14 protein-coding genes, 3 tRNA genes and 3 rRNA genes are annotated in these 24339 nt (G+C 37.0%); 12 read left to right on the forward strand and 8 right to left on the reverse strand.

All coding sequences use genetic code 11. The features are described 5' to 3' along the window. Positions 1-529 precede the first annotated feature (529 nt). The 6 genes from ABFV83_RS00005 to ABFV83_RS00030 all read left to right on the forward strand — a co-directional run bounded on the left by ABFV83_RS00005 (position 530) and on the right by ABFV83_RS00030 (position 5853). Positions 530-2061 (forward strand): 16S ribosomal RNA (locus tag ABFV83_RS00005). Between the two features lie 97 nt (positions 2062-2158). Next, positions 2159-2276 (forward strand): 5S ribosomal RNA (gene rrf / locus ABFV83_RS00010). 7 nt (positions 2277-2283) lie between these two features. Next, positions 2284-2357: transfer RNA gene (locus ABFV83_RS00015), tRNA-Ile, on the forward strand. Between the two features lie 81 nt (positions 2358-2438). Beyond that, a tRNA-Ala gene (locus ABFV83_RS00020) sits at positions 2439-2511 on the forward strand. A 278-nt stretch (positions 2512-2789) separates the two neighbouring features. Further along, a 23S ribosomal RNA gene (locus tag ABFV83_RS00025) occupies positions 2790-5682 on the forward strand. Together the 16S, 23S and 5S rRNA genes with 3 tRNA genes alongside form the textbook arrangement of a ribosomal RNA operon. A gap of 98 nt (positions 5683-5780) precedes the next feature. Continuing rightward, positions 5781-5853: transfer RNA gene (locus ABFV83_RS00030), tRNA-Gly, on the forward strand. A gap of 94 nt (positions 5854-5947) precedes the next feature. On the opposite strand, the gene ABFV83_RS00035 is transcribed toward ABFV83_RS00030, so the two are convergent. The 8 genes from ABFV83_RS00035 to ABFV83_RS00070 all read right to left on the reverse strand — a co-directional run bounded on the left by ABFV83_RS00035 (position 5948) and on the right by ABFV83_RS00070 (position 12905). Further along, positions 5948-7207, reverse strand: a complete 1260-nt coding sequence (locus ABFV83_RS00035; RefSeq protein ID WP_349946719.1) for a tyrosine-type recombinase/integrase — start codon at positions 7205-7207, stop codon at positions 5948-5950. A gap of 354 nt (positions 7208-7561) precedes the next feature. Further along, complete coding sequence (locus ABFV83_RS00040) at positions 7562-8569, reverse strand: replication protein (protein ID WP_349946721.1); 1008 nt, start codon at positions 8567-8569, stop codon at positions 7562-7564. Positions 8570-8925: 356 nt separating this feature from the next. Then, on the reverse strand, positions 8926-9654 hold the full coding sequence (locus ABFV83_RS00045; protein WP_349946723.1) for a hypothetical protein: 729 nt from the start codon (positions 9652-9654) through the stop codon (positions 8926-8928). Continuing rightward, positions 9644-10270 carry a hypothetical protein gene (locus ABFV83_RS00050; RefSeq protein WP_349946725.1) on the reverse strand — a complete coding sequence of 209 codons (627 nt, stop codon included), beginning with the start codon at positions 10268-10270 and terminating at the stop codon, positions 9644-9646. The genes ABFV83_RS00045 and ABFV83_RS00050 overlap by 11 nt, the downstream gene beginning before the upstream one ends. A 91-nt stretch (positions 10271-10361) precedes the next feature. Then, entirely contained in the window at positions 10362-10754 is a 393-nt protein-coding gene (locus ABFV83_RS00055; protein ID WP_349946726.1) for a hypothetical protein, read from the reverse strand. Between the two features lie 236 nt (positions 10755-10990). Beyond that, positions 10991-11446 (reverse strand): helix-turn-helix transcriptional regulator, encoded by a 456-nt coding sequence (locus ABFV83_RS00060; RefSeq protein ID WP_349946728.1) that lies wholly within the window; start codon positions 11444-11446, stop codon positions 10991-10993. Between the two features lie 202 nt (positions 11447-11648). Next, positions 11649-12401, reverse strand: coding sequence for a hypothetical protein (locus ABFV83_RS00065; RefSeq protein ID WP_349946730.1), 753 nt, complete (start codon positions 12399-12401; stop codon positions 11649-11651). A gap of 279 nt (positions 12402-12680) precedes the next feature. Beyond that, entirely contained in the window at positions 12681-12905 is a 225-nt protein-coding gene (locus tag ABFV83_RS00070) for a helix-turn-helix transcriptional regulator (protein WP_349946732.1), read from the reverse strand. Between the two features lie 168 nt (positions 12906-13073). Between ABFV83_RS00070 and ABFV83_RS00075 the strand changes: the two genes are divergently transcribed. The 6 genes from ABFV83_RS00075 to ABFV83_RS00100 all read left to right on the forward strand — a co-directional run bounded on the left by ABFV83_RS00075 (position 13074) and on the right by ABFV83_RS00100 (position 24216). Further along, entirely contained in the window at positions 13074-13814 is a 741-nt protein-coding gene (locus tag ABFV83_RS00075; protein WP_349946734.1) for a hypothetical protein, read from the forward strand. A gap of 24 nt (positions 13815-13838) precedes the next feature. Then, the gene (locus ABFV83_RS00080) at positions 13839-14705 is read left to right on the forward strand and encodes a hypothetical protein (protein WP_349946735.1); all 867 of its coding nucleotides are present in this window, start codon (positions 13839-13841) and stop codon (positions 14703-14705) included. Positions 14706-15212: 507 nt separating this feature from the next. Next, a complete protein-coding gene (locus tag ABFV83_RS00085) occupies positions 15213-16673 on the forward strand; it encodes a hypothetical protein (protein ID WP_349946737.1) in 1461 nt (486 codons plus the stop codon). 27 nt (positions 16674-16700) lie between these two features. After that, a complete protein-coding gene (locus tag ABFV83_RS00090) occupies positions 16701-17606 on the forward strand; it encodes a DUF4238 domain-containing protein (protein ID WP_349946739.1) in 906 nt (301 codons plus the stop codon). 258 nt (positions 17607-17864) lie between these two features. Beyond that, positions 17865-19364 (forward strand): hypothetical protein, encoded by a 1500-nt coding sequence (locus ABFV83_RS00095; RefSeq protein ID WP_349946741.1) that lies wholly within the window; start codon positions 17865-17867, stop codon positions 19362-19364. Between the two features lie 79 nt (positions 19365-19443). Further along, entirely contained in the window at positions 19444-24216 is a 4773-nt protein-coding gene (locus ABFV83_RS00100; protein ID WP_349946743.1) for an SMEK domain-containing protein, read from the forward strand. The last annotated feature ends 123 nt before the right edge of the window (positions 24217-24339 follow it).

Consider the following 24339-nt stretch of genomic DNA (forward strand, 5'->3'; position numbering starts at 1 on the left):
ATAAATGTTGACTTTTGTCGAATGCTTTGGTATGATATAACTCGCCGCTGAAAACGGCGGCAAATTTCTTCTAAAACACATCGATGAACGATGAAAAAAGTTTTGAAGAAAATTCAAAAAAAGATTGACAGAAACAACCAGTTATGATATCCTATAAAAGTTACTGCTGAGACAGCGACACAGGAAAAAGCACTTTGAAAACAGAAGATTGAACAGTATGTAAAACCCTGAAAATTCTAATAAAACAAGTCATGTTTGATGACTTTGAATGAGAAAATTCAGAACGAATACAAGCAATTGTATACGAACCAAACAACAAGTAAAACGGGAAATAAATTAGCTAGTTAGTTGATTTTGACCCCGGATTGAACCGAATGGCAAGTCCAAGCGGTACGCTCATGAAGCTTTGCTTCATTCGCTACCATTTGCTTCGCAAATGTTCGGAGATTCGCAAAAAAAGTCCTTATGAAAGCGAACTTTCAACAGACTTTTCTACAAATCACCGACCGCTTTCAAAGACTATCTGCTTAAATTTGAGAGTTCGATCCTGGCTCAGGATGAACGCTGGCGGCGTGCTTAACACATGCAAGTCGAGCGAAGCGATTTTAAAGAAGTTTTCGGACGGAATTAAAATTGACTGAGCGGCGGACGGGTGAGTAACGCGTGGGTAACCTGCCTCATACAGGGGGATAACAGTTGGAAACGGCTGCTAATACCGCATAAGCACACAGTGCCGCATGGTACGGTGTGAAAAACTCCGGTGGTATGAGATGGACCCGCGTCTGATTAGGTAGTTGGTGAGGTAACGGCCCACCAAGCCGACGATCAGTAGCCGACCTGAGAGGGTGACCGGCCACATTGGGACTGAGACACGGCCCAAACTCCTACGGGAGGCAGCAGTGGGGAATATTGGACAATGGGGGAAACCCTGATCCAGCGACGCCGCGTGAGTGAAGAAGTATTTCGGTATGTAAAGCTCTATCAGCAGGGAAGAAAATGACGGTACCTGACTAAGAAGCCCCGGCTAACTACGTGCCAGCAGCCGCGGTAATACGTAGGGGGCAAGCGTTATCCGGATTTACTGGGTGTAAAGGGAGCGTAGACGGCAATGCAAGTCTGGAGTGAAAGCCCGGGGCTCAACCCCGGGACTGCTTTGGAAACTGTGTTGCTAGAGTGCAGGAGAGGTAAGTGGAATTCCTAGTGTAGCGGTGAAATGCGTAGATATTAGGAGGAACACCAGTGGCGAAGGCGGCTTACTGGACTGTAACTGACGTTGAGGCTCGAAAGCGTGGGGAGCAAACAGGATTAGATACCCTGGTAGTCCACGCCGTAAACGATGAATACTAGGTGTTGGGGAGCAAAGCTCTTCGGTGCCGCCGCTAACGCAATAAGTATTCCACCTGGGGAGTACGTTCGCAAGAATGAAACTCAAAGGAATTGACGGGGACCCGCACAAGCGGTGGAGCATGTGGTTTAATTCGAAGCAACGCGAAGAACCTTACCAAGTCTTGACATCGGAATGACCGGTCCGTAACGGGGCCTTCCCTACGGGGCATTCCAGACAGGTGGTGCATGGTTGTCGTCAGCTCGTGTCGTGAGATGTTGGGTTAAGTCCCGCAACGAGCGCAACCCTTATCCTTAGTAGCCAGCAGGTAGAGCTGGGCACTCTGGGGAGACTGCCAGGGATAACCTGGAGGAAGGTGGGGATGACGTCAAATCATCATGCCCCTTATGATTTGGGCTACACACGTGCTACAATGGCGTAAACAAAGGGAAGCAAAGGAGCGATCTTAAGCAAACCCCAAAAATAACGTCTCAGTTCGGATTGTAGTCTGCAACTCGACTACATGAAGCTGGAATCGCTAGTAATCGCGGATCAGAATGCCGCGGTGAATACGTTCCCGGGTCTTGTACACACCGCCCGTCACACCATGGGAGTTGGTAACGCCCGAAGTCAGTGACCCAACCGTAAGGAGGGAGCTGCCGAAGGCGGGACTGATAACTGGGGTGAAGTCGTAACAAGGTAGCCGTATCGGAAGGTGCGGCTGGATCACCTCCTTTCTAAGGAAGAAGAAGTAAGGGTTTTATATACTGTTGAGTCTTTGGTTTTCAAAGAAATAAAAAAGAATAATAGAAACACCAAGAAAGACAAAAGATTTCTGGTGCCGATGCGCTTAGGGGAGACACCCGTTCCCATCCCGAACACGATGGTTAAGACTTAAGCGGCCGATGGTACTATGCTGGAGACGGCATGGGAGAGCAGGTGGGTGCCAGATTATTTATGGGCTTATAGCTCAGCTGGTTAGAGCGCACGCCTGATAAGCGTGAGGTCGGTGGTTCGAGTCCACTTAAGCCCATTGGTTTATTAAACCAGATGATAATATAATAAAAGAATATAGGGATTGCCTTTACAGGGTAGACTCACATCCAAGTATTTTGGGGGTGTAGCTCAGTTGGGAGAGCACCTGCCTTGCAAGCAGGGGGTCAAGAGTTCGAATCTCTCCATCTCCATTTGGTGTAGTTACGAAGTGTATTTTTAACTGATAATCCTTCTGATTGCATCACGCATGTACCTTGAAAACCACATATTGAAATATATCTAGATAAAGTTTTTATACGTCAAAGTATAAAGACAATATCAAGACATCCGAGGTGTTACATCGCAAGATGTAACCAAACAAAACTCATTAAAGTAACCGTAACGTACGGTGAAATAACAACCTAAGACCAGAGATACAACGCTATGTATCTTAGATCAGTAGCCCGCACCCGCAGGTGAACATCGAATTGGTTAAGCTATAAAGAGCACAGGGTGGATGCCTTGGCACTAAGAGCCGATGAAAGACGTGATAAGCTGCGAAAAGCTTCGGGGAGGAGCAAATATCCTTTGATCCGGAGATATCTGAATGGGGAAACCCAGCTGAGCAAACCTCAGTTGTCGTATGGTGAATAAATAGCCATACGTCGGGAACCCGGGGAACTGAAACATCTAAGTACCCGGAGGAAAAGAAAGAAAACTCGATTTCCAAAGTAGCGGCGAGCGAAATGGAAGGAGCCTAAACCAGTATGCGTGCATACTGGGGTTATGGACTGCAATAAGTGAGACGATTTGTTACCAGAACGGTCCTGGAAAGACCGGCCATAGAAAGTGAAAGCCTTGTATGGGAAAGCAATAGTCAGCGAGCAGGATCCAAAGTACCACGAGACACGAGAAACCTTGTGGGAATTCGGGGGGACCACCCCCCAAGGCTAAATACTACTTAGTGACCGATAGCGCATAGTACTGTGAAGGAAAGGTGAAAAGGACCCCGGGAGGGGAGTGAAAGAGAACCTGAAACCCTGTGTTTACAAGCTGTGGAACCACGTTAAAGGTGGAACCGCGTACTTTTTGTAGAACGGTCCGGCGAGTTACCGTTACTGGCAAGGTTAAGCACTTAAGGTGTGGAGCCGAAGGGAAACCAAGTCTTAATAGGGCGAATGAGTCAGTAAAGGTAGACCCGAAACCGGGTGATCTACCCATGTCCAGGTTGAAGTTTCCGTAAAAGGAAATGGAGGACCGAACGCACATCCGTTGAAAAGGGTGGCGATGAGGTGTGGGTAGGGGAGAAATTCCAATCGAACCCGGAGATAGCTGGTTCTCCTCGAAATAGCTTTAGGGCTAGCCTCGTATTAGTCTGCCGGAGGTAGAGCACTGAATTTCCTAGGGGGCGTCAAAGCTTACCAAAGAATATCAAACTCCGAATGCCGGCCAGATGATGTACGGGAGTCAGACTGCACGAGATAAGTTGGGTAGTCAAAAGGGAAAGAGCCCAGACCACCAGCTAAGGTCCCAAAGTGCGTGTTAAGTGGAAAAGGATGTGGGATTTCACAGACAACTAGGATGTTGGCTTAGAAGCAGCCACACATTCAAAGAGTGCGTAATAGCTCACTAGTCGAGAGGTCCTGCGCCGAAAATGTCCGGGGCTGAAACACGACACCGAAGCTGTGGAATGTGTATTCATACACATTGGTAGAGGAGCATTCTTAACGCACAGAAGCATTACCGTAAGGAGATGTGGAGTGTTAAGAAGAGAGAATGCCGGAATGAGTAGCGAGATGGAGGTGAGAATCCTCCAGGCCGAATATCTAAGGTTTCCAGAGTAAAGCTGATCTGCTCTGGGTAAGTCGGGGCCTAAGGCGAGGTCGAAAGACGTAGTCGATGGACAACAGGTTGAAATTCCTGTACCGCATATCATCAGAACTGTGGGGACACAGAACCGAAGAAGAACCCGGGAATGAAAAGACCGGGGCAAGCACTGGACTGGCTGGGAAGGCAAATCCGCCCAGCAACAGGAAGGTGTGACGCGTACCGAACATAAGTAGGGAAGTCTTTGTAGGGGCTGTCAAGAAAAGCCGCTATTGTGTGATATGTGCCCGTACCGTAAACCGACACAGGTGGATGAGGAGAGAATCCTAAGGCCGGCGGGAGAAGCATTGTTAAGGAACTCGGCAAAATGACCCCGTAACTTCGGGATAAGGGGTGCCTGGGAAACCAGGCCGCAGAGAATAGGCTCAAGCAACTGTTTAGCAAAAACACAGGTCTATGCAAAACCGAAAGGTGAGGTATATGGGCTGACGCCTGCCCGGTGCTGGAAGGTTACGAGGAGGGGTTAGCGGCAACGCGAAGCTCTGAATTTAAGCCCCAGTAAACGGCGGCCGTAACTATAACGGTCCTAAGGTAGCGAAATTCCTTGTCGGGTAAGTTCCGACCCGCACGAAAGGCGTAATGATTTGAGCGCTGTCTCAACAATGCACCCGGTGAAATTGAAATACCAGTGAAGATGCTGGTTACCTGCGCCAGGACGGAAAGACCCCATGGAGCTTTACTCCAGCTTGATACTGGGATTCGGTACTGCATGTACAGGATAGGTGGGAGGCTATGAAACAGGGACGCCAGTCTCTGTGGAGCCGATGTTGGGATACCACCCTTGCGGTATTGGATTTCTAACCTGCAGCCATGACCTGGCTGGGGGACAATGTCAGGCGGGGAGTTTGACTGGGGCGGTCGCCTCCGAAAGGGTATCGGAGGCGCTCAAAGGTTCCCTCAGAATGGACGGAAACCATTCGAAGAGTGCAAAGGCATAAGGGAGCTTGACTGCGACACCGACGGGTGGAGCAGGTAGGAAACTAGGACTTAGTGATCCGGTGGTATAAAGTGGGATTGCCATCGCTCAACGGATAAAAGCTACCCTGGGGATAACAGGCTTATCACTCCCAAGAGTTCACATCGACGGAGTGGTTTGGCACCTCGATGTCGGCTCATCGCATCCTGGGGCTGTAGTAGGTCCCAAGGGTTGGGCTGTTCGCCCATTAAAGCGGTACGCGAGCTGGGTTCAGAACGTCGTGAGACAGTTCGGTCCCTATCCGGCGTGGGCGTAGGATATTTGAGAGGAGCTGTCCTTAGTACGAGAGGACCGGGATGGACTGACCTCTGGTGTATCTGTTGGCTATCAAAGCCATGGCAGAGTAGCCAAGTCGGGAAGGGATAAACGCTGAAGGCATCTAAGCGTGAAGCCCCCCTCAAGATGAGATATCCCATCGCAAGAGTAAGACCCCTTGAAGACGACGAGGTAGATAGGGCAGAGGTGGAAGCATGGCAACATGTGGAGCTGACTGTCACTAATAGGTCGAGGGCTTAACCAGGTTGGTTTAGGTAAGAGGAAGAACGGATGAAGATAGATATGTAACAATGTGTGGTTTTGAGGGTATATGCCTCAAAAGAAAAAGTTAAAAAGAGATGTGCGCGAGTGGCTCAGTTGGTGGAGTACGACCTTGCCAAGGTCGGGGTCGCGGGTTCGAGTCCCGTCTCGCGCTCTTTTTATTGGTAGCGGAAACCTAGGTTTTATCAGGGTTTCCGCTATTTTTTGATTTGTGAAAATGTCTTTTTTGGGGTAGACCGGGGTAGACATTAAACCGCTAAAGCTTTTTCCATATCGGATTCATTTTCTATGTTGGTTTTCCGGTTGAAACAGTAGTTTTTCAGGGTGGTGCGCTCGTCCTCATGACCGACTTGTTTTCGTATCTCATTGATGTTAATGCCCCCATCGAGTAGCGATGAAATATAGGTCTTTCTAATCGTATGAAGTCCTTTCTGCCTGATATTGATATGGTCGCAGTATTTACGGATACGGGTATCAACGGCTCTGGGATTGATTCGTTTTCCACCATGGATAAACAGGAAGCCATCATCATAGAAGCCATTCTCCTTATTGGAATCAAGAATCACTATAATAATACGCCTTGCTTCCTCTGTCAGATAAATCATGCGGTCACCAGCGGAGGATTTTGTATGCTCTACGGCTTCCCATCTGGCAGGATACCATGATCCGTCCGGGCGTTGCAGTTCTTGTTTCTGAACCATTCGTTGAATATGTAGGTATTTTCCGTCTGGGGAAATGTCGGTTTCTTTGATTGTTATAAGTTCTCCTAAGCGTACTCCTAATTGAAATGCTAGTGGAATGGCTAAGGCAGAAGTACAGCCCTTTTCCTCAAAGTCTAACCATGCTTCACACTCAATCAATGGGCGTTCATTGGTTAAAAATACTTGTGTCCCATCTTCCGGCTGTTTTACTTTCTTTAACAGCTTTTTGTCTACGGTAAACTGATTATAAGGATTTAAGGGAATCAGTTCATGGTCAACGGCATAATCAAGGCACTGACGGATAATCATGGACATGTTATAATACTGGGTTTTAGTTAGTTCTTTGTCCCTGACCTTATTTAATGCCCATTCCTTTAGGGTGGCTTTTGTAAAGGTTCGGATATCCATGTCAATGATAGAGTCGTTAACATAATAGGCGTTCCAGTCATTGTCTATGCGTCTGATATAGCTTGTGGCGGTTGTTTCCAGACCTTTGATATTCAGCCATAAAGGATAGATATTCCTTACGGTTGATAGCCGTTCCTGCTCTTTCTGGCTTTCTTCCTGCTGTTGCCGTTCCAGATAAAAGTTAATGATCTTTCGCTCCAGCTTTTCTTTCGTTGTAGCGGTAACGGGCTTTCGTCCCTTTGGTTTTGTGAAATCAGGAAGATACGAGAGAAAAGCTCCTTTGTCGTTTGTCCAGATATGGTAAAAGTTTTCAATGTGCTCTTGTAGAATGGCATTCTCTTTTTTAAGTTGTTTTTTCATGTCAATTAATTCGAGAAGCTCTTCTGTACTTAAGTCCATTATATCACATTTAGACAAATATATCCATCTATTTTGTTGTGTCTCATCTGATTTATTGTTAAAAATACACAATTATTATCACCTACTCGGTGCTAAGTAACTAGCAATTTTGTATTTGTTGTATTCAAAATTAAAGGCCTTTAAAATTGTTTAATCTTAATCTATTCTATATAAACCCAGGATTTGGAGTAAAATTGGGAAAGTGGAATCGTCATTCCACTTTTTTGTAAAACTATAGCTTTGATTTTTTTGCATTTGATTGCTTCTATAACTTCGGGAAGCGGTATCCCTGAGATTTTTGATAATTCAAAAGCTGTTACGAAAATTTCTTTAATGATGATACCTCCATATATTCTATTTGAACGGTAGGCATTGCTGTTCTTCTTTGCTTAATTTATGGAATTTTTCATGCCTTTTCAAATATTCCTCGACTGAATCGTAAGTGGTAACTTTTTCTTTTGTATAGACTTTTACTTTATGTATACGCCTTAAGAACGCTTTCCAGGTTTCACCGTCACCCTCCTGTATCTCAGGATATTGCTTTTCTAAAGACCAGTTCGATATTATGTAAACTACATTATAGCAGGCATACTTATTATTGAATCTTGCAGGTAATTCTAGTGGATAAATATCACAATAATTTAACATTTCCCTGATACGGAGAGAACTTCTAAATTCGTCAAAGACAAGGATAGGCTGGCAAGTATATCCATCAAAGGGGTGGTCGTAGTCGGTTACGCGATAAACATTCTCACACCCATGCTCTTGTAACACACCGCTGGTCTTGCCCGAACCAGTTTCACCATATACGTAGATCACTCGTAAATCAGTACGAAAAATCCCCTTAAATTTTTCCGTTAGAAGAGTAGTACGCACTTTGTCTATTTTATCCATGTTTAAAATATAATCTTGATTTATTGCGAGAATTTCAGCATTTGAAAGACCATCGGATACCATCTGGTATAGCTCGGTCATGTCGCCAAGCTTACCCTTACTGTCAGGCGGTGGGGTTCCATACTCGATGAAACTACCACCCACTTGTGTACCATGTTTGATATCATCTTGCCATTTACCAGATTTTTTTATGTAGGTAATATTATCAGTGACGGTACCTTTGCAGCTTTCTATATGAACCTCTGGAAAATGCTTCTGTATCATTGAAAACCGAACCCTTGAATCAAAGACTACAAAAATATGGGTATGGAAAGTTAAGCCTTGTTCATCTGCCATACAGCAGTAATTTAGGGTCTTAAAATTGTTCCTTAGAGTTTCAAAAATTTTTTCGTGGGTGTATCCCTTTTCGATGGGATTGTTAATGGTAAGCTGGTATTTATTGGATTGACTATCCTTTTTTTGTGCCATGTTGTTTTTCCCTTCTTGCCCGTTTTTTCTATGAATCCTAGGCATTTATCTAAGATAAAGTATATATGTGTTTGAGAAAACGTTCGATGGCCGAAACAGCAAAGTCTTGCCAGAAGAGCAATATTTTCATAAATACCTTGTTTTTGTTGCCCCATCATTTCTCTTTTCGTATTTTGTGCAGTTTGTGCAGTGATAACGAACATTGCTTTTCCCCTTGTAGTTACTGGGCTTTTTCATGTTTGTTCATTTTCGGGGTAATAGTAACCCGAAAAACGCAAGCGTAGCTAGCATTGCTACATTTGGGACTGCTTCGCTTTGGGCTTCGCCCACGCTATGCAGTCCCAAACTACGCAATATTACTTTTTGCTTGCATACTTCCTTAATAAAACCTTTAACTCCTCTTTGTTCGAAATACGAGGAATTACAAGGGGTTTTAAGGGCTGTCCATCGATTAGGATTAAGCCTTGCCCCTGACCGGGATCATACGTTTCCTCGAAGGCTTCATCTTCGAAATGCTCCCCAGCGAATAATGATTTACGGCTTTCAAAGTTTAACCTTGACATACCAACACATATTTGGTAATTATCTATCGCTCCTATGCCACTAGGGAACAGGCTGGCGCTCATACGTTGCTGGATACACCAGACGTAACAATGGCGTGAACGTCCCAACATCAGCAAATTTGAAACCTTTCCTTTAATTTCTTCGCACTTTTTTTTGTCGGCTTGTGTCAGCCATGTAATATAGCCAGCATATTCATCTATTATAAGCAATTTTATTGTTTTATTATTTTCTGGTGTTTCCTCAAAGGTCTTGTAAAAGTCCTCAATTAGATTAGTTACTTTGTCAAACTCTGAAAAGTTTTTACTCAATCCCTTATAGTCGCCAGATTTTTTGAAATCTCCTACCCAGAGTTCAACGTTTCCTACTGTTTTTAGAAGATTGTACAAAAAGTATAAAACTGCCATCGATTTCCCGGAACCAGTGCCTCCGATACAGCACAGATGGCCTATGTCGGAGAAATTAGCAACAATAGGGGTTCTGTATTGGGCATCATACCCCAGTTTTACTAGATTAATCTTCAAAATCTCCCCCGTCTCCTTCAAGTTCGCGTTCTAACTCATCATCAACAACAGGTTTAACCGAATTTTTTACTATGATTTCGGCTTGCCTTTTCTTGGTCATGACTAATCTTTTGAGATTTTCTTTTTCGGCATCTGAAACTGCATAGACAAGAAGGAGTTTATAACTGCTTTCTTCTAATTTCTGGAAACATATATTGTTATAAAAGCCTTGCAATCCACACTCTGCCATATGCTCTTTAAATACGTTGTTTAAAATATTCCTTATAATAGGAAAGTTTTCATCATTTTTACATACTATATGGATTGCGATGGCTGGCAATTTAAGCTTTGAATATGTACAAAGCTGCCATTCAGTGTAGGCTATAGGAAGCTCGTTATATGGTGCAAGACTTTCCATGAGCTTTCTGATCAAGACCTCATCAGGGATGTACTGGCTGTACTGAATTTGATCATCATTTGAAAACAAACCTATAAAAAATCTTAAAAGCTTTAAAATAGCAGTATCTACGACAGCTTTCGCGGTATTGGTATCGGTTTTTGCCATTACCTGGTATAAAGCGATTACGGAAGCGTACGCAAGAAACAAACTCATCATTAGTATAATTAAATCTTTCATGCCTTAAGTCTCCTTTCATTATTAAAGATATCTGGTTGGGGTTTCCGGCATAAGGTAATCAAGCCTGGAAATCCTCAACCTAAATCAATGTTTAATTTTCTGACAACTTTACAAATGGGACAGTAATTGAAAGAAATACCATGCCAAATTCCAATTTATAAATCTTTATTATGGCTTCATCAATAGGTATATTTAAGTGAATAGCTTCTGTAGCCTTATCAATGGTATCCTGCTCAATCACTGGTTTTGTAGTATTCACCTTGAATGTGACACTGTTGAATGTAAGAGGGTCGACGCAGGAATAGCTAATGCTATCAATTATATCTGTCTTTTTTCCACCGTCATAACGGAAGTTGATCTTTACCCCTCGTAAAACAAAATCTTCACTTTCAAAAAAAACTTTTCCTGTAAGAACTAAATCCTTAGCTTTAATTTTGTTGTCGCTCATTCTGATCGTATTGCTCAACATAATTGGATTGCTCATTCTATTTTCCTCCTTGTCATTTTGGCACCATAGATTTTTTCATCGGTGCATCGTTGTCTACTTGTGCAAATCTTTATGCAGTTTTTATAAACGGCATTGCTTTTCTCCTTTCTCGTTCCCAAAACCCAGAACGGCTATCTAAAAAAAGTATACAATAGATACAGAAAACGTTCGGTGCTGAAATGACAACATCTTGCCTGAAATATTGCTTTTCTGGCAAGATGTTATTTTGTAGTTTATTTATTATCCTGCAAAACTTTTTCCATGAAAGGCTGACGTCTATCTTCTGGTAAAAAATTCAGCATTGTTGATATTAAACAGTGGAAATTGCTTTCGTATTCCTCTGGAGCGTCTATATGATGGAGTTCCTTAATATCTGTACGACCCAATAAGTAATCAATAGAAACATTGAAATATTTTGAAAGTTTTAATATATGCTGTAGTGAAAATTTTCTTTCGCTGTTTTTTATTCTAGACAAGGAACTTCCATCTTCATATCCCAATATTCTTGAAAGCGTTTCATAATTTATATTTTTATCTTTCATCAAGTCTTTAATCCGGCCCCACATGACTTTCTCATATTCAACATCGGGGATTAAGTCTACTTCGGTATGATACTTCGTCTGGTTTTCCCTTGTTATTTCTGCATTTCCTTTTTTGTTTTCTACAACAGTTTCTTTAATCTCTTTCATATTATTGTCCTTTGGGACAAGTACTTGTCTTTTGTATTTCAGCTGATGAACTCATTATAGCTAAATAATGAAGTTCCAAAAAGAGAACACAAAAAAAGAGAGCCTTGTAGTTTGCTCTCTTTGCTTTACAGTCCTCTATATAAACATTTCTGTCCTAAACATAAACATATCCGTCCTAAGTAAGAAAATAGGACGGAAAACATTAAAAATTTTTATTTTTATTATAAACTATGCAGGAATTCACCTTTTCTAGATGTTCCCGAAGACATTTTTTATAGCTGTTAAGTGTCAGATTATCAGAACGCAAAAGTTCTGTATACTTGGTTGATTCTAAAAAAGCTTTGTTCCTTTCAATGGCATTCTGCTCTGCCTTAATTTCTCCCCTGGATTTTATAAAAGCAGTGGCAATCTGCATATTAGGCAGATATAAAAATTCCTGAATCAATTTATCGATGGTTTTGCTCTCATCCCTATAGCCATAGCTGTTCGATGATGAAAAGCGTGCTTCAGCAAATTTATGAAGTTTTGGTAAGGTGTTATTGTTTATAGGAATAAGGCATTCTTCTCCGGTAAATATAGAAGAATGTAGATGGGTTACTTTGGAAAGTCCGTTGATTTTCTTCTTAGCGGTAGTGTCTTCGCTCAATGCATTTATGGCGGTGTAATTTCCATGCATGATATCATCATAATAATCGTACGTTATATCAAACAAGCCATAGAAGTTAAAGTTTTCTACAGATTTTTTAGATACATAGGATACCTCATTTTTAATGAATATCTTAGTTTTTATGGTCACTTCAATAGGAAATTTTGTTTCCAGCCTGAATTTGCTGTCCCTTTCGTTAGGGTCGGATTGATCCCAAACCTCTTTATATGTTTTTCTCCAAAGTTTAGAAAATATGTACCAGTTTACACATAGAATGTGTTTTGCTTCCAGTCTTATTTCTTCCTGCATATGCGATTCTCCTATGAAAAGTTCAGGAATGGTAAAGATATGAATGGTAATCCATAGAGAAGGTATCGTTTACCATTCCTTTGATTATTAATATTAATTTTTATCAAAAGCATCTTTTTAAACTATTTTAAAAGAAAGTCAGCGCTTACCTGAAAAACAGAAGCAATAACAGCAACTTCATAATCAGCTACAAAACGAGTGCCTTGCTCCGCTCTTAAAACGGTAAGAATTTTCCCGGGTTATCTTATGGCTCTTCCGGCATGAGACATGGGTACTGTGTTAACGAAATTCAAATAATTTAGCAACCGGAATACTCAAGACTTTTGCAATGGTAAAAATTACATCAAGGGATACCGCACAGTCGTTATTTTCAATACGGGACATATGGGTACGGCTTATATCAACTTTATCAGCAAGTTGCATTTGAGACAGGCCTTGCTCTTTCCGATAGTATGCAATATTTAATCCAAGCTTCTTGTATTCTTCATGATGTTGTCGTTTCATACACTATATCACCTCCCGATATAGCGTATAAAATTTTCTTAATCAATGCGACAACGTATAATATAATATTTGTGATGATATACGTTGCAAAATGTGCTCTGTATGTGATATAATCATTGATATATTACAATATCTTAGCGTGTTGCTATTATAAAGGAGGAAAATACATTGGGAAAACAGGTAAGGAAAGTGTTAATCTTATCAGGATTAGTGTCATTAACATTGTTTAAAGGTAACGTAACAGCATTTGCAAGTGAGTCCGGGGCATATCTGTACGGAAATGAAGTTGCAGCTGTAAATGGAAGAATACAGGATTATTTTGCTATAGTCATAGGGGATTCAGATGGAATAATAGATAGAAACGAGTTGACCTTAGACATTGGAAATAGTGCCTTTGGATTTAGAAATATGGTCACTATAGGAAATGAAAGCGTCTCTACTTCAACAGATGATTTTGGGAATCCAATACCGGAACTGAAGAAGCAGAATGGTAAGTGGTTAAGTCCTCAGGAATTAATGAGTGGTTATTCATATCAATATAATGTCGGAGTAGCATTGGATTTTTATATTAGCAAGAACTCAGCTGATGGAGGAATGGTAAGTGGGCTAGGAGTTGTAAAACTACCTGATGGTGTAAATGTTTCGGAATTAAGTGCAGAATTGCAGAAGTATGTCATATATGCAAAGGATGTACAAGAAAAACAGCAAGGTTGGAAGTATGATAAATTTGGATGGTGGTATGTAAATGAAGATGGTACATATTTGGTAAATCAATGGAAGGAGATAGGTGGAAAGTTTTACTATTTTGGGGAAGACGGATACATGCTTGCAGGTACCCGTACACCTGATGGGTATTACGTGGGTTCAAACGGAGAATGGGTAGAGAGCAGATCACGATACAAGGTATAAAATATTAAAACTTTGATTAGGAGGATGAAAATAAAACGTATGAAAAATAAAAGTTTGTTAGCACTTTGCATGGGTGTAATAATAATTTTTGCATTTTCTAATATAGTTTATGCAGAAACAATTAATGGTTACACCAGAGAGGACTTTTTATCATCATATTATGGTTTACCGCCTGAAGAGTGGACGGATAGCGGAACTTATAGCGGTGAGGATGGTGGGACGTATGCGGTAGGTAAATATAATGCAGAGATAGACAGGCGTACAGTGCGTAGTGTTTACGGGGGTAAGTACAGTGGTCAAGTAGGATATGCAGATGCCAATATGAACATGGTAATTCCATTCACCGACAAGTGGGATAGTGTAGAGGATTTTTATAAGGGAAGGGCAATGACTACATACAATGACCGTGGAGTAGATGCATCTGGAAAATACTATAGTTATGATATGAGATACCTAATAGATGTTAATGGTAATGTACTTAACGAAATTAAATTGAAGTATAGTGGAGGTAATTTCGACTACAATGCTCGTGGTGGTTCGCTTATTACGTCAGATGGAGAAAAGTACTACTATCAAATATCTGGATTTGAAAAGCCTAAAGAATCTGCTGGGCTTGATGTAGAGGTTATTAAATACAGTGATGGAAGTTACTACAATCATTTCTATTCGTTTACTGACTATCCATTCCTCATTGATAGGTATAAGGAAGGAACACATGGAAATTCCTTAATGTTGTCAGACTTTGATAAAAATGGAGTGGCTGAATTAAAGTGCTACGATACGGATTCATGGGAATATCATCAACCAGTAGGAATAGGGGATTCAGGTTGGAGTTACACAAGGACAATAACCTTAGGAAAGATAACCATATGGGGAACTGTGATGCAATAAGTGTTTAGGGAGATAAAAGTATAAGTTTATTAAACAAGCTAGGAAAGGTGAAGAATCTTTCCTAGCTATTTCAATTTTTAGGTTTTTCTTTTCTGCTACAAGCTATCAAGGGCAAGCGTTGTTCCTGTGGAACCTTTGACAGCTTTTCTCTGTAATGCCAAAGTTTTGACGTTAGAGTATAGTAGAGGGGGGTAAGAAGCACAATAATTTTTATTTGATCTCTCTGGGTTAATTCCCCACATCTTGCTGAGAGGGCGTTTATTACATACTTTTGGTGAAAAAGTAAACTAGCTAACCTTATAATAAAATTGTAAAGAGTTGTTTTTATCTTTTATATTTTCTTTTCTTGTGCCAATCATCAATAGTTCTAATAATAGTATGGATATTTATATATTAGTGTGATAAAATGACTTTATTATTTAATTTAAAATGTAATTATAACAAAAATCATAATTTTAGTCGCTATTTACCATTGAAAATGTAGCTTGATAATAAGGTGTAAAGTATATGCGAAAGGAGAAAGTTTTGAATACGCTCGACTTGTCAGATTCAGATATCAATGAATATGAAAAGACAATAATATGTATTATTGCATCATATTTAAGGGTTTATCCAGTGGGTTTAGATAATTCACAATGGTATGATATTTCGGAATTTCTATGTATTAAAGTTGATTTTATAGAAAAACTGCTTGCTTTTGCAAACACCCAAAATGAATTTGGGTGTTCTCATTTAAATATAAATGGGGAAATTATAGATTTATCAGAATATTGGCTTAGCTATCAAATATTTGAATGTTTGCTTAATTATTATTTTATACGAAATTGTATTAGTCAAGTTTTAATTAATAATAAAAGAGCATCATTAAAAAGTAATTATCAATTATATCAAAGTGCTAAACATAATATGAATATGATGAATGTGTGCGCAGGTGCATATGAATGTTTCTGCAACCAAAAATTTTCTAGAGAGTATGCGCCGCAATCTTTTGAAAGCTTTCATCCAGATTGTTACATTGATGAATTAGAGATGTATTTATTCTCTGATGACTATTTTAAATTAAATAATAATATGTTACCTATTGTATATAGAATTATTAATTACGAAATTTTGTCCCATGCAAATTCAATGTATTTAATAGTGATATTTCAAATATTAAAGCACTCGATTTTTTATAATGATATTACACATAATATTGCTAAAGAGTTATATAATAATTTACATTTGTTGCTCAAGGATGCTAGGGTGGTTTCTGTTCAAACCAATTATTTATTTCAAGATACACACAAAAGTTATGATAAGAGAAATAGACAGACAGACAATACAACAAGATTACATATTGTCTATGGGTTTGATAATTATGACACTTATAGTTTACGACTTGATTTATCCCATAAGGGTATTGATTGGATTCATTATAATAATAATTCTCCAGGTGGAGTAAAGAGTTACTATTTTACACAAACAGATTACGATATAATAATTCAGGATATGCCTGACATGAAGAAGTGCTTTATTAATCAAGGAAATAAATGGTATTTGAAAGAAAAATGTAATTGTAACTTAAACCAAGAAGAAAATGAGTTATTTGATTTAATCCAAAGGCGAAATGAACATACTCACGTTTTTAATACTATATATTCAGAAGAAGATGTAATAACATTTTTAAATGAAATCAATAAATTTCTGTCAAATTTATCTGCGGGTGGCATAGATAAAACTGGAAAAAATGCAAAATACTGCTTTAATTTTGACAAGTTGATGAGTTTACTTGAGCTATTCCATGTTTGCCAAGTGAATTCGGATGCTGAAGGTATTGATAAGTTTATGAAATTGATTGTAGAAAGAGCTATAATTTATGATATTATTCTGCCATCTGATAAAAAGTGTTTTTTATCAAATGAGGGGATTCAAATAATAATTGATTTAGCTTATGATAGATGCTATCTAAAGAAACAAACTTTATAGAATCATTGCGAGGTGAATTAATATAAAATGAGTGAACCTAAAAAACAGCACTATGTGCCTCAAACATACTTGAGAAAATTTTCGTTTTCTGATGGCTCTGTTCAAAAGATCTTTTCACTACATAAAGACCAAAGCAAGATAATTTGTACAAATATTAGAGATACAGCTGCCGAAAGGCACTTTTACACTATAAAAAAAAGTGATGACCAATATATTTGGGAAAACATTTATGCCAAGGAAATAGAGCCTTTAATGAGTAATATTCTCTCACAAATAACTTCACAGTGTGAAAATGAGCTTATACAAGATTATTCTTTTGTTTTAACGCAAGAAATGAAAAAACAATTGTCAATAACCATGATATTTCAACTTCTTAGGGGCAGACAAAGTAGAGAATTTCAACGTAATATTTACTCTGAGGTTGTGCTATCCGTAATTAAAGATGTCCGTGAGCGTTTTTTGCCAATAGATGAGACAAAGGAGAAAATATTAAAGGCTGCTATTGAGGAAGATGATTATTTTAAATTAGCTTCTATGCAGGCAACATTTGATATTAAGAGACTTGAAAAATATATTAATATTCTTATTCGAAAGTGTTTTTTGGTGTATAGAATTATTGATAATGCAGAGTTTATTACCAGTGATAATCCGGTTATGTGTTTAGATGCTTTATCTTTGAGTGCTAAGCCATTTAATAATGGCCTTGCGCAAAACACCACTGTCATATATTTCCCGGTAACTTCCAGACTTCTTATAGCTGCATATGATTCGAGTTTTTATTTAGGAATGCTTTCAGAATATGATAAAAGGATTATTTTTCTTGATAGTTGTAAAGATCAACCTTTTATAAAAATGCAGAATCAAAAGCAATATGAGCAATGTTTTAATCAAGTGTACGCCAAAAGAAAAGAAGTATTGGAAGAACTCTACTGATAGAAATAATATACGGAATAAGTGTAAGGTATGTATAATTTCTTGTAGGCTAATTATGTTTAAGTATATAAAAAAGCATAATATAAGCAGGTATCACGGTTAAGAAGAAAACTAGTTATCATAGTCTGTAATTTTTAATTTGATTGAATCAAGTAACTATTTTGAAGCATGTTTTATAGTATTATATACAGTCCTTGTTTGCACTTATTTAATGATATATTAAAATAATTTATAAAAGGGTTCAAGAGGTGCAAGAAAATGATAGTAGATATTTCCGGATTTAATGACAGGTGCGTAAAAAGTTTTTTGTTTTATTTAATAACTTTTTTTCAGCCTTATTCAATTGATAACAGTAAGAATCAACGTTTGGTTGAAAGAATATTGAGAGATAAAATCCCTATGGGTGAGGAACTTTATAATTATTTGATGCGAGATATAACAAATATAAATAATATCTCAAAATTAGTAGATAATAATGGTAAGGAATATATAATAAAAAAAAAGAATGACATTTACAATTATTCACTGGGAGTTTTCTCGTTTGAAAATATGGATGAGTTAATAAATTTAATTAATGTAATAGGAAACACCGTAATAATTGAAGAAGAAAATTTAATATATCTACAAGGCTTACAAGAAGTTATTACTTTTTGGAACTATGGAATTAATTTTATTGAAGGCAAACGATTTTATGAGTTAAATGGATTTTATCCGGAAATTAAGGATTTAATTAATGGATATTTACAATCCCAGATAAGAAGCTTTAAATCTATGTTTAGTATTTTCTATAATTCAGCTGTAGAAATACATGTTTTTGATAAATATAAAAAAACTATAAATAATTACAAAAGAATGGTTAAGGATGAGATAAAATCGAAAAGTTTGACTATTAGATTTGTTTTAGCTTGTTTAGCATTTTTAGACTCACCGTTTTATTCTGATGATGAAAAAAAATTAATAGAAATTATTTATAACCAGACAAGAGAGATTTTAGTTAATTGTGATATTCATAATATTTATTTAGAACAGTCAGTGTTCTACAATTCAGAAATACCAGATGAGGAAAAAGGTTCCAAAGATAAAACAACAAGAATCCAAATGATTTTTTCCTTAGAAAACGATGATATTTATAGTTTGCGATTTGATATGCCACATAAGGGAGTAGATTATATTCATCTAAACATGGAAGAAGTGAAGGATGGAAAGGTGTTTTGTAGCGCGTTACCAATTACAGAGCGAAAAGAAGTTTTTTTAGTAAAAAAAATATGTGGAACTAAAGAGAAGAATTTTTTTATTGACTACGGCAACATGTGGTTCAAAAAAGATTTTACTAATAGTGTTGAGAGATCTATACTAGAAGAGAATAATAAAACTTATCTATTAGATCTGTATAAAAGAAATTCTCATTATAGAATAGACATTAAAAATGGGGTGGATTATTATGGGATATTTAATGAGTTTAGTAAGTTTCTAAAAGTTTATAATGAAGATTCTATAGTAATGCCAACAGAAAAAGTTGATATAGCTTTAATGATTTATAAAGCTAGAATAAAAAAATGGTTAAGAGATTATTGGGAAATTACAATTTTGAAAGTTATTAGTGGAGTGGATATTCATGATCATACAAAAAGAGCAAAAGAGAATATTATACACATTTTGTTTGATGAGTTAAGATATCAGGAGTTTTCGCGAAGCGATATGGAAGAGCTTGATTTCCCAGATATAATTGATATGATTTCAGAGTATATTAATTACTAAAAATTTGGATTGTGATTTTTCCAGTTGGGAAGGGGAAAATATCTTGTCCCAGCATTTCCATTGGTTAAGAGGTGAGATTATGAAAAATTCTGCTGAGAGAATTCAATATATTACAGAATATCTAATAAGTTATAAGCAAAAAATAGAGGCTTTGAATAAGAATGGGTTATTTGATGCAGCAACATTATATGAATTGTTTGCACTTGAAGTGTGTGCTTTATGGTTTGGACAGAAGTTCTCAAATCTTAATTCAGATACAGCCAATTTTCCGTATGTTGATCTGATATCAGCAGATGGTCAATTATATGTACAAGTAAGTACAGCACAAGATATTCCAGCAAAGGTTAAGAAAACTCTTGAAAAAATAAGTGATGCAAAATCCGGTAAGATTTCAGGTGTTAAACAGTTGTTCTTCTTTGTATTGGGGAATGGAAGTATAAACAGTATCAAGGATTATTCCGGTGCTGAAAAAATAGGTAATATTGATTTTGTTTCATCAGAACACCTTATAACCATCAATAATATTATAGAAAAATCTAAGAACAATCTTGAATTTCAAATAGGTTTATATGATGTTCTTTACAAGGAATCAGAGTTCTATAATATTAATGCTTTGAAGTTAAGTGAAATGTTAGACCTTGGGAAGGCACTTGTTTCAAAAAATATAGATAACCTGATAAATAACGAGTATGAGATTAATAGAGAAGAAATAATTGCTTCCATAAAAAAGGATAATCATCAATTTATATCAATACAAGGTGATGCTGGCGCTGGTAAATCTGCATTATGTAAGAAATTAGTGTTAGAAGAAGAACTTGTATTATATGCTCGTGCTGAAAGATTCACAGAAGTAACTGATTTAGATAGTATATGGGGAATAAGTGTTTGCAGAACATTAAAATATCTTAATGGAAAGAGAATTATTTTTTTTATTGATGCTCTTGAGTTTATTGCAGATGGAAAAAAGACAAAGATTGAACTCTTACAGCAGTTGTATGAATTGGCAGTACATAATGATAATGCATTTATTATTACATCATGTAGAACTTGCGATAAAACGGCATTTATTAAGCTTGAGGCGAATTATAACATATATGCATATCAATTACCAGAATTGACTGATGAAGAAATTATTCTTGTCGCTGATAAGTATCCGCTAATAAAAGAGATGTGGAATCTACATTCCTATACACAATTACTTAGAGCACCGTTTTATTTAAATCTGATTGTTAGTCAGATGAAGTCTGTAGATAACATAACAGATGTGAATGAATTAAGAAATTATATCTGGCAGAATATAATCTGCTTAAAGAACAAACAGATGCAAAATGATATCAATACATCAGATATCTATAATGCGGTTAATTCAATTGTTTTTACGAGAGCAAAAGAGTTTTCAACTGGGATATCGAGTGAGAGTATTAATAGCAAGATACTAACACTCTTAATTTCAGAAGGAGTGATCACAGAATCTGAAAATAAAGTTCGTTTGAAATATGATGTTTTTGAAGATATTTGTTTTGAACATTTCTTTGATGAAAAGTTTGATAATTGCAAAGGAAATTATTACACCTTTTTTTCTGAAATTGAGAGTTTAGGAAGGTGTGTTTATAGACGATATCAGATATGGGTTGAGAATAAGTTATTTGCAAAAAATAACCGAGAAAAATTTCTGTATAGCCTTATTGCTGCAAATATTATTCCGGAAACATGGAAACAGCAGACAATAATAGGGATGGTTAAGTCACGATTTTGTACGGATTTTTTTGAAGAATATGGAAGATATATTGCTGAAAACAATATAAAAGAATTTTTGAAAATCGTAAATATGTTTTCGTTTGAAACAAAAATCGTTTTGCCTAAGAGTGGAAATTCTTATACAGCTTTGAACCCTATTGGATATGGTCGTTCTTGCTTGATTAAGCTATTAAGAATAACCGATAAATATAAAAGTCTACCCCTAAAACAAGACTCGGTAAAAATATGTTCGGATTACGCCAGATGTACTGATATGGAATTAGAAACGGCTTCTGCTGCATGTGAAATATTAGAATATTATGTTGAAAATGTAATGGTAGATTTGAATAAAGAAAAGATTTATTCTTCTGATAAAATTGTTAATGAATATCTTGCTTCCATATATTTAATGGCAGAATATGCAGATGCTTGGATAAAGAAATTCTGGGAGCAGGTGGTTGCTGATTATAAATACCAAAATAATAAACAACAAGGTCAACTAGCAGAAGAAATAATAGAAAATGTATTGAATCACACAACAGCAGCTCTTGTAAAAAAATTGCCAGTAGAGCTTTGCCTTCTTGCAGAGACCTATTGGATATATGTTCCTGAAGATAATGGTAGCAATCTATATAGGATGTATCATGGAACTTCAATGTCCAGAAGTGAAGAATACGGATTAAATGATAATGCAGATCATTATTCTTATGAATTTAGATCTGTTGATGATAATGTATTTTTCTGGATGTTGACGAAATTCAATTATGCTGTCGCATTAGACTGGGCAATTAAAATGACAAATTATGTCGCAACCACATATAAAGAGAAAAATCCACAGTATGTACTGGACATAGAGATTGTGGTAAATGAAACCGGACAGTTGAAAAAATACATTGGAAGTCCAGAATTTTGGTTGGCAGGCGTACAAGAACATCGAATTCATGATTTAATCGGAGACATCATATACATTCTGAAACAGCAGGCTTTGGGATTAATTGAAAATAAGTATGTAGGCGAGCAGTATATAAAACGGTTTGCTGAATATTTGAAGAAGAGTATTTACGAAAAATCTAACAACATTATTATGCTTACAGTGATAGAAGAGATTGGACATCGATGCAGCCAAGTCTTACCAGGATATGCAATAGAGCTTGCAAGTAGCATAGAAATTATAATGTGGGATATTCAGAGAGTTGCACTGTTGCTTCCAGATTTTAATCGTATGCTGTTAGAAAAACAAATACTACTTGCTATGGGTATTCCATCTTTGGAATGTCGTTATTCTGTTAAAAAGGAATCTGTATATACTATGCAAGAATATGTGATGCGTATGCAAATGTGCAAGGACGAAAAAATAAGATTGAAAGCAGAAAATGTATTAGATTATCTTTATTCAAAGATACCAGATGATGCTGATAATGCTCATTATCATTTGCAAATTCAAAAAATGGATTTGAGAAATGCACAAATCTATAAGGTTAATGACAATACGTTTGCTATATCGCCTCAGATTTCTGGAGAAGCTGAGAAGATTGTAAATAATAATCAGAATGGTAACTTTAATATTGAACAAAAGTATATTTCAGAGATTGTAGATGAGTGCAACAAGAAAGTGAATGAAGAAACGTTTAGCACGGCCGAATGTTTAGCTGCTATAGATAGATTGTATAATATTGCTTCTTCGTCAGATCTTCCTTATACAACTGAAAAAATTCTCATAATGCTTATTTCTTGCGCACTTAGCAAAGATGATTTGAATAGAACTCGAAGATCAGAGTTGTGTAGGGTGTGGATTGATGGCATCAATAAGATTTTTAATAATAACAGTTTTACATACGATCATATACTATCAACAATGCTTTTTAAGCAAATTGAAGAAGAACTGGAAGATACTGTATCAGTAGCTTTAAAACAATTGATGTTGGATTGCTTATTGTATCATGGCCAGCAGGGAATAATATCAGACATAGCCAGATATCTTAAAGAATATTTACCTTCTAACCAGAAGTTGGCTAGAGCTCTTTTCAATACAATTGTGGCGCTATCAGAAGATGAAATGAACCACCATGTATTTAATGTTAATTATGCAGTAAAAAGAAATAAGAAAAAGCCCTTTGCCTATATAGCTAATAGACAACAACCCCCATATTGGATCGACAGAATAATTAAAGAAAAAGGGAAAAAGGGATTTAAGAGCAAGAGAGATGAATTAATATCAAAGTATCTTATGAATGAAGAAGAATTAGAATTAATAAATTTCGATATTAACCGCTATGATATTGCAACATTGTGTTATGTAGCTAATTGCGGATTAAATCTCAATACTTCTGCATTCTATAATGTTTTGAATGAAATTATCATAAACATGATCGATATTTGGCACTCTTGCGACGATTCTCATCATTTTTTGGATACATACGCTCGATGCGAAGTTACACATTTCTTTAACAAAGAACTTACATGTTCAGATGATATTAACTTAGCACTAGATTTGTTGTTTGCAGGTATAGACTATTCAAAATTTACAAAAGAAGTCTACGAGTTTTATGAAGATATAATGCTCCATTTTCTACCTGTATTTTTTGATGCTTACAACAATCCATCGGTACGGGAGCGTTGCATTAATAATATTCGAAATGTAGAAAAAAGGCTTATATCGATAACAAATGAAAAAGTTCGAACTGAGTTGTCAAAAATAATGTTCTCGACGTTAGGGAGATTTCATTTAAATGATTGGAATAAGCTTACGACTAGTTTTTCATATTCAGATAAATGTTTTCTGAATGATCTTTGGTCAAAATACGGAAAAAATCACCCAATTGGAATGCTTAATGTTATTCATCAGATGCACATAGACGAGTTGCTACCTGAAGTCCTAGTTTCAGTAAATAATTGTTTTGATGAGGTTAATAAGAAACCGGATTCATTTAGGCGTGCTATTAAAGAAGCAGAATTTATAGTAAATATACTTATTACAAAGGCTTTTTTGGATTTTAATGATGAAATAAAGCAAGATGAAGAACTGACACAAGCATACGAGAATATTCTTGAAACACTAATGACAGTAAATTTTGAGGAAGCAGCAGTTCTTTTAGATGAATTCAGAGTACATTAGACGTGGAGAGGTATTGAAAATAAATAGTGAGAAGACTTAAAAACCAATAATTAGAACATATCGTGAAATACCGTGTTACCTTAATTAAGTTTAACGCCTGAAAATCCATATCAGCTTATCCTT

The organism is Lacrimispora sp. BS-2 (assembly GCF_040207125.1).
Lineage (GTDB): Bacteria > Bacillota > Clostridia > Lachnospirales > Lachnospiraceae > Lacrimispora.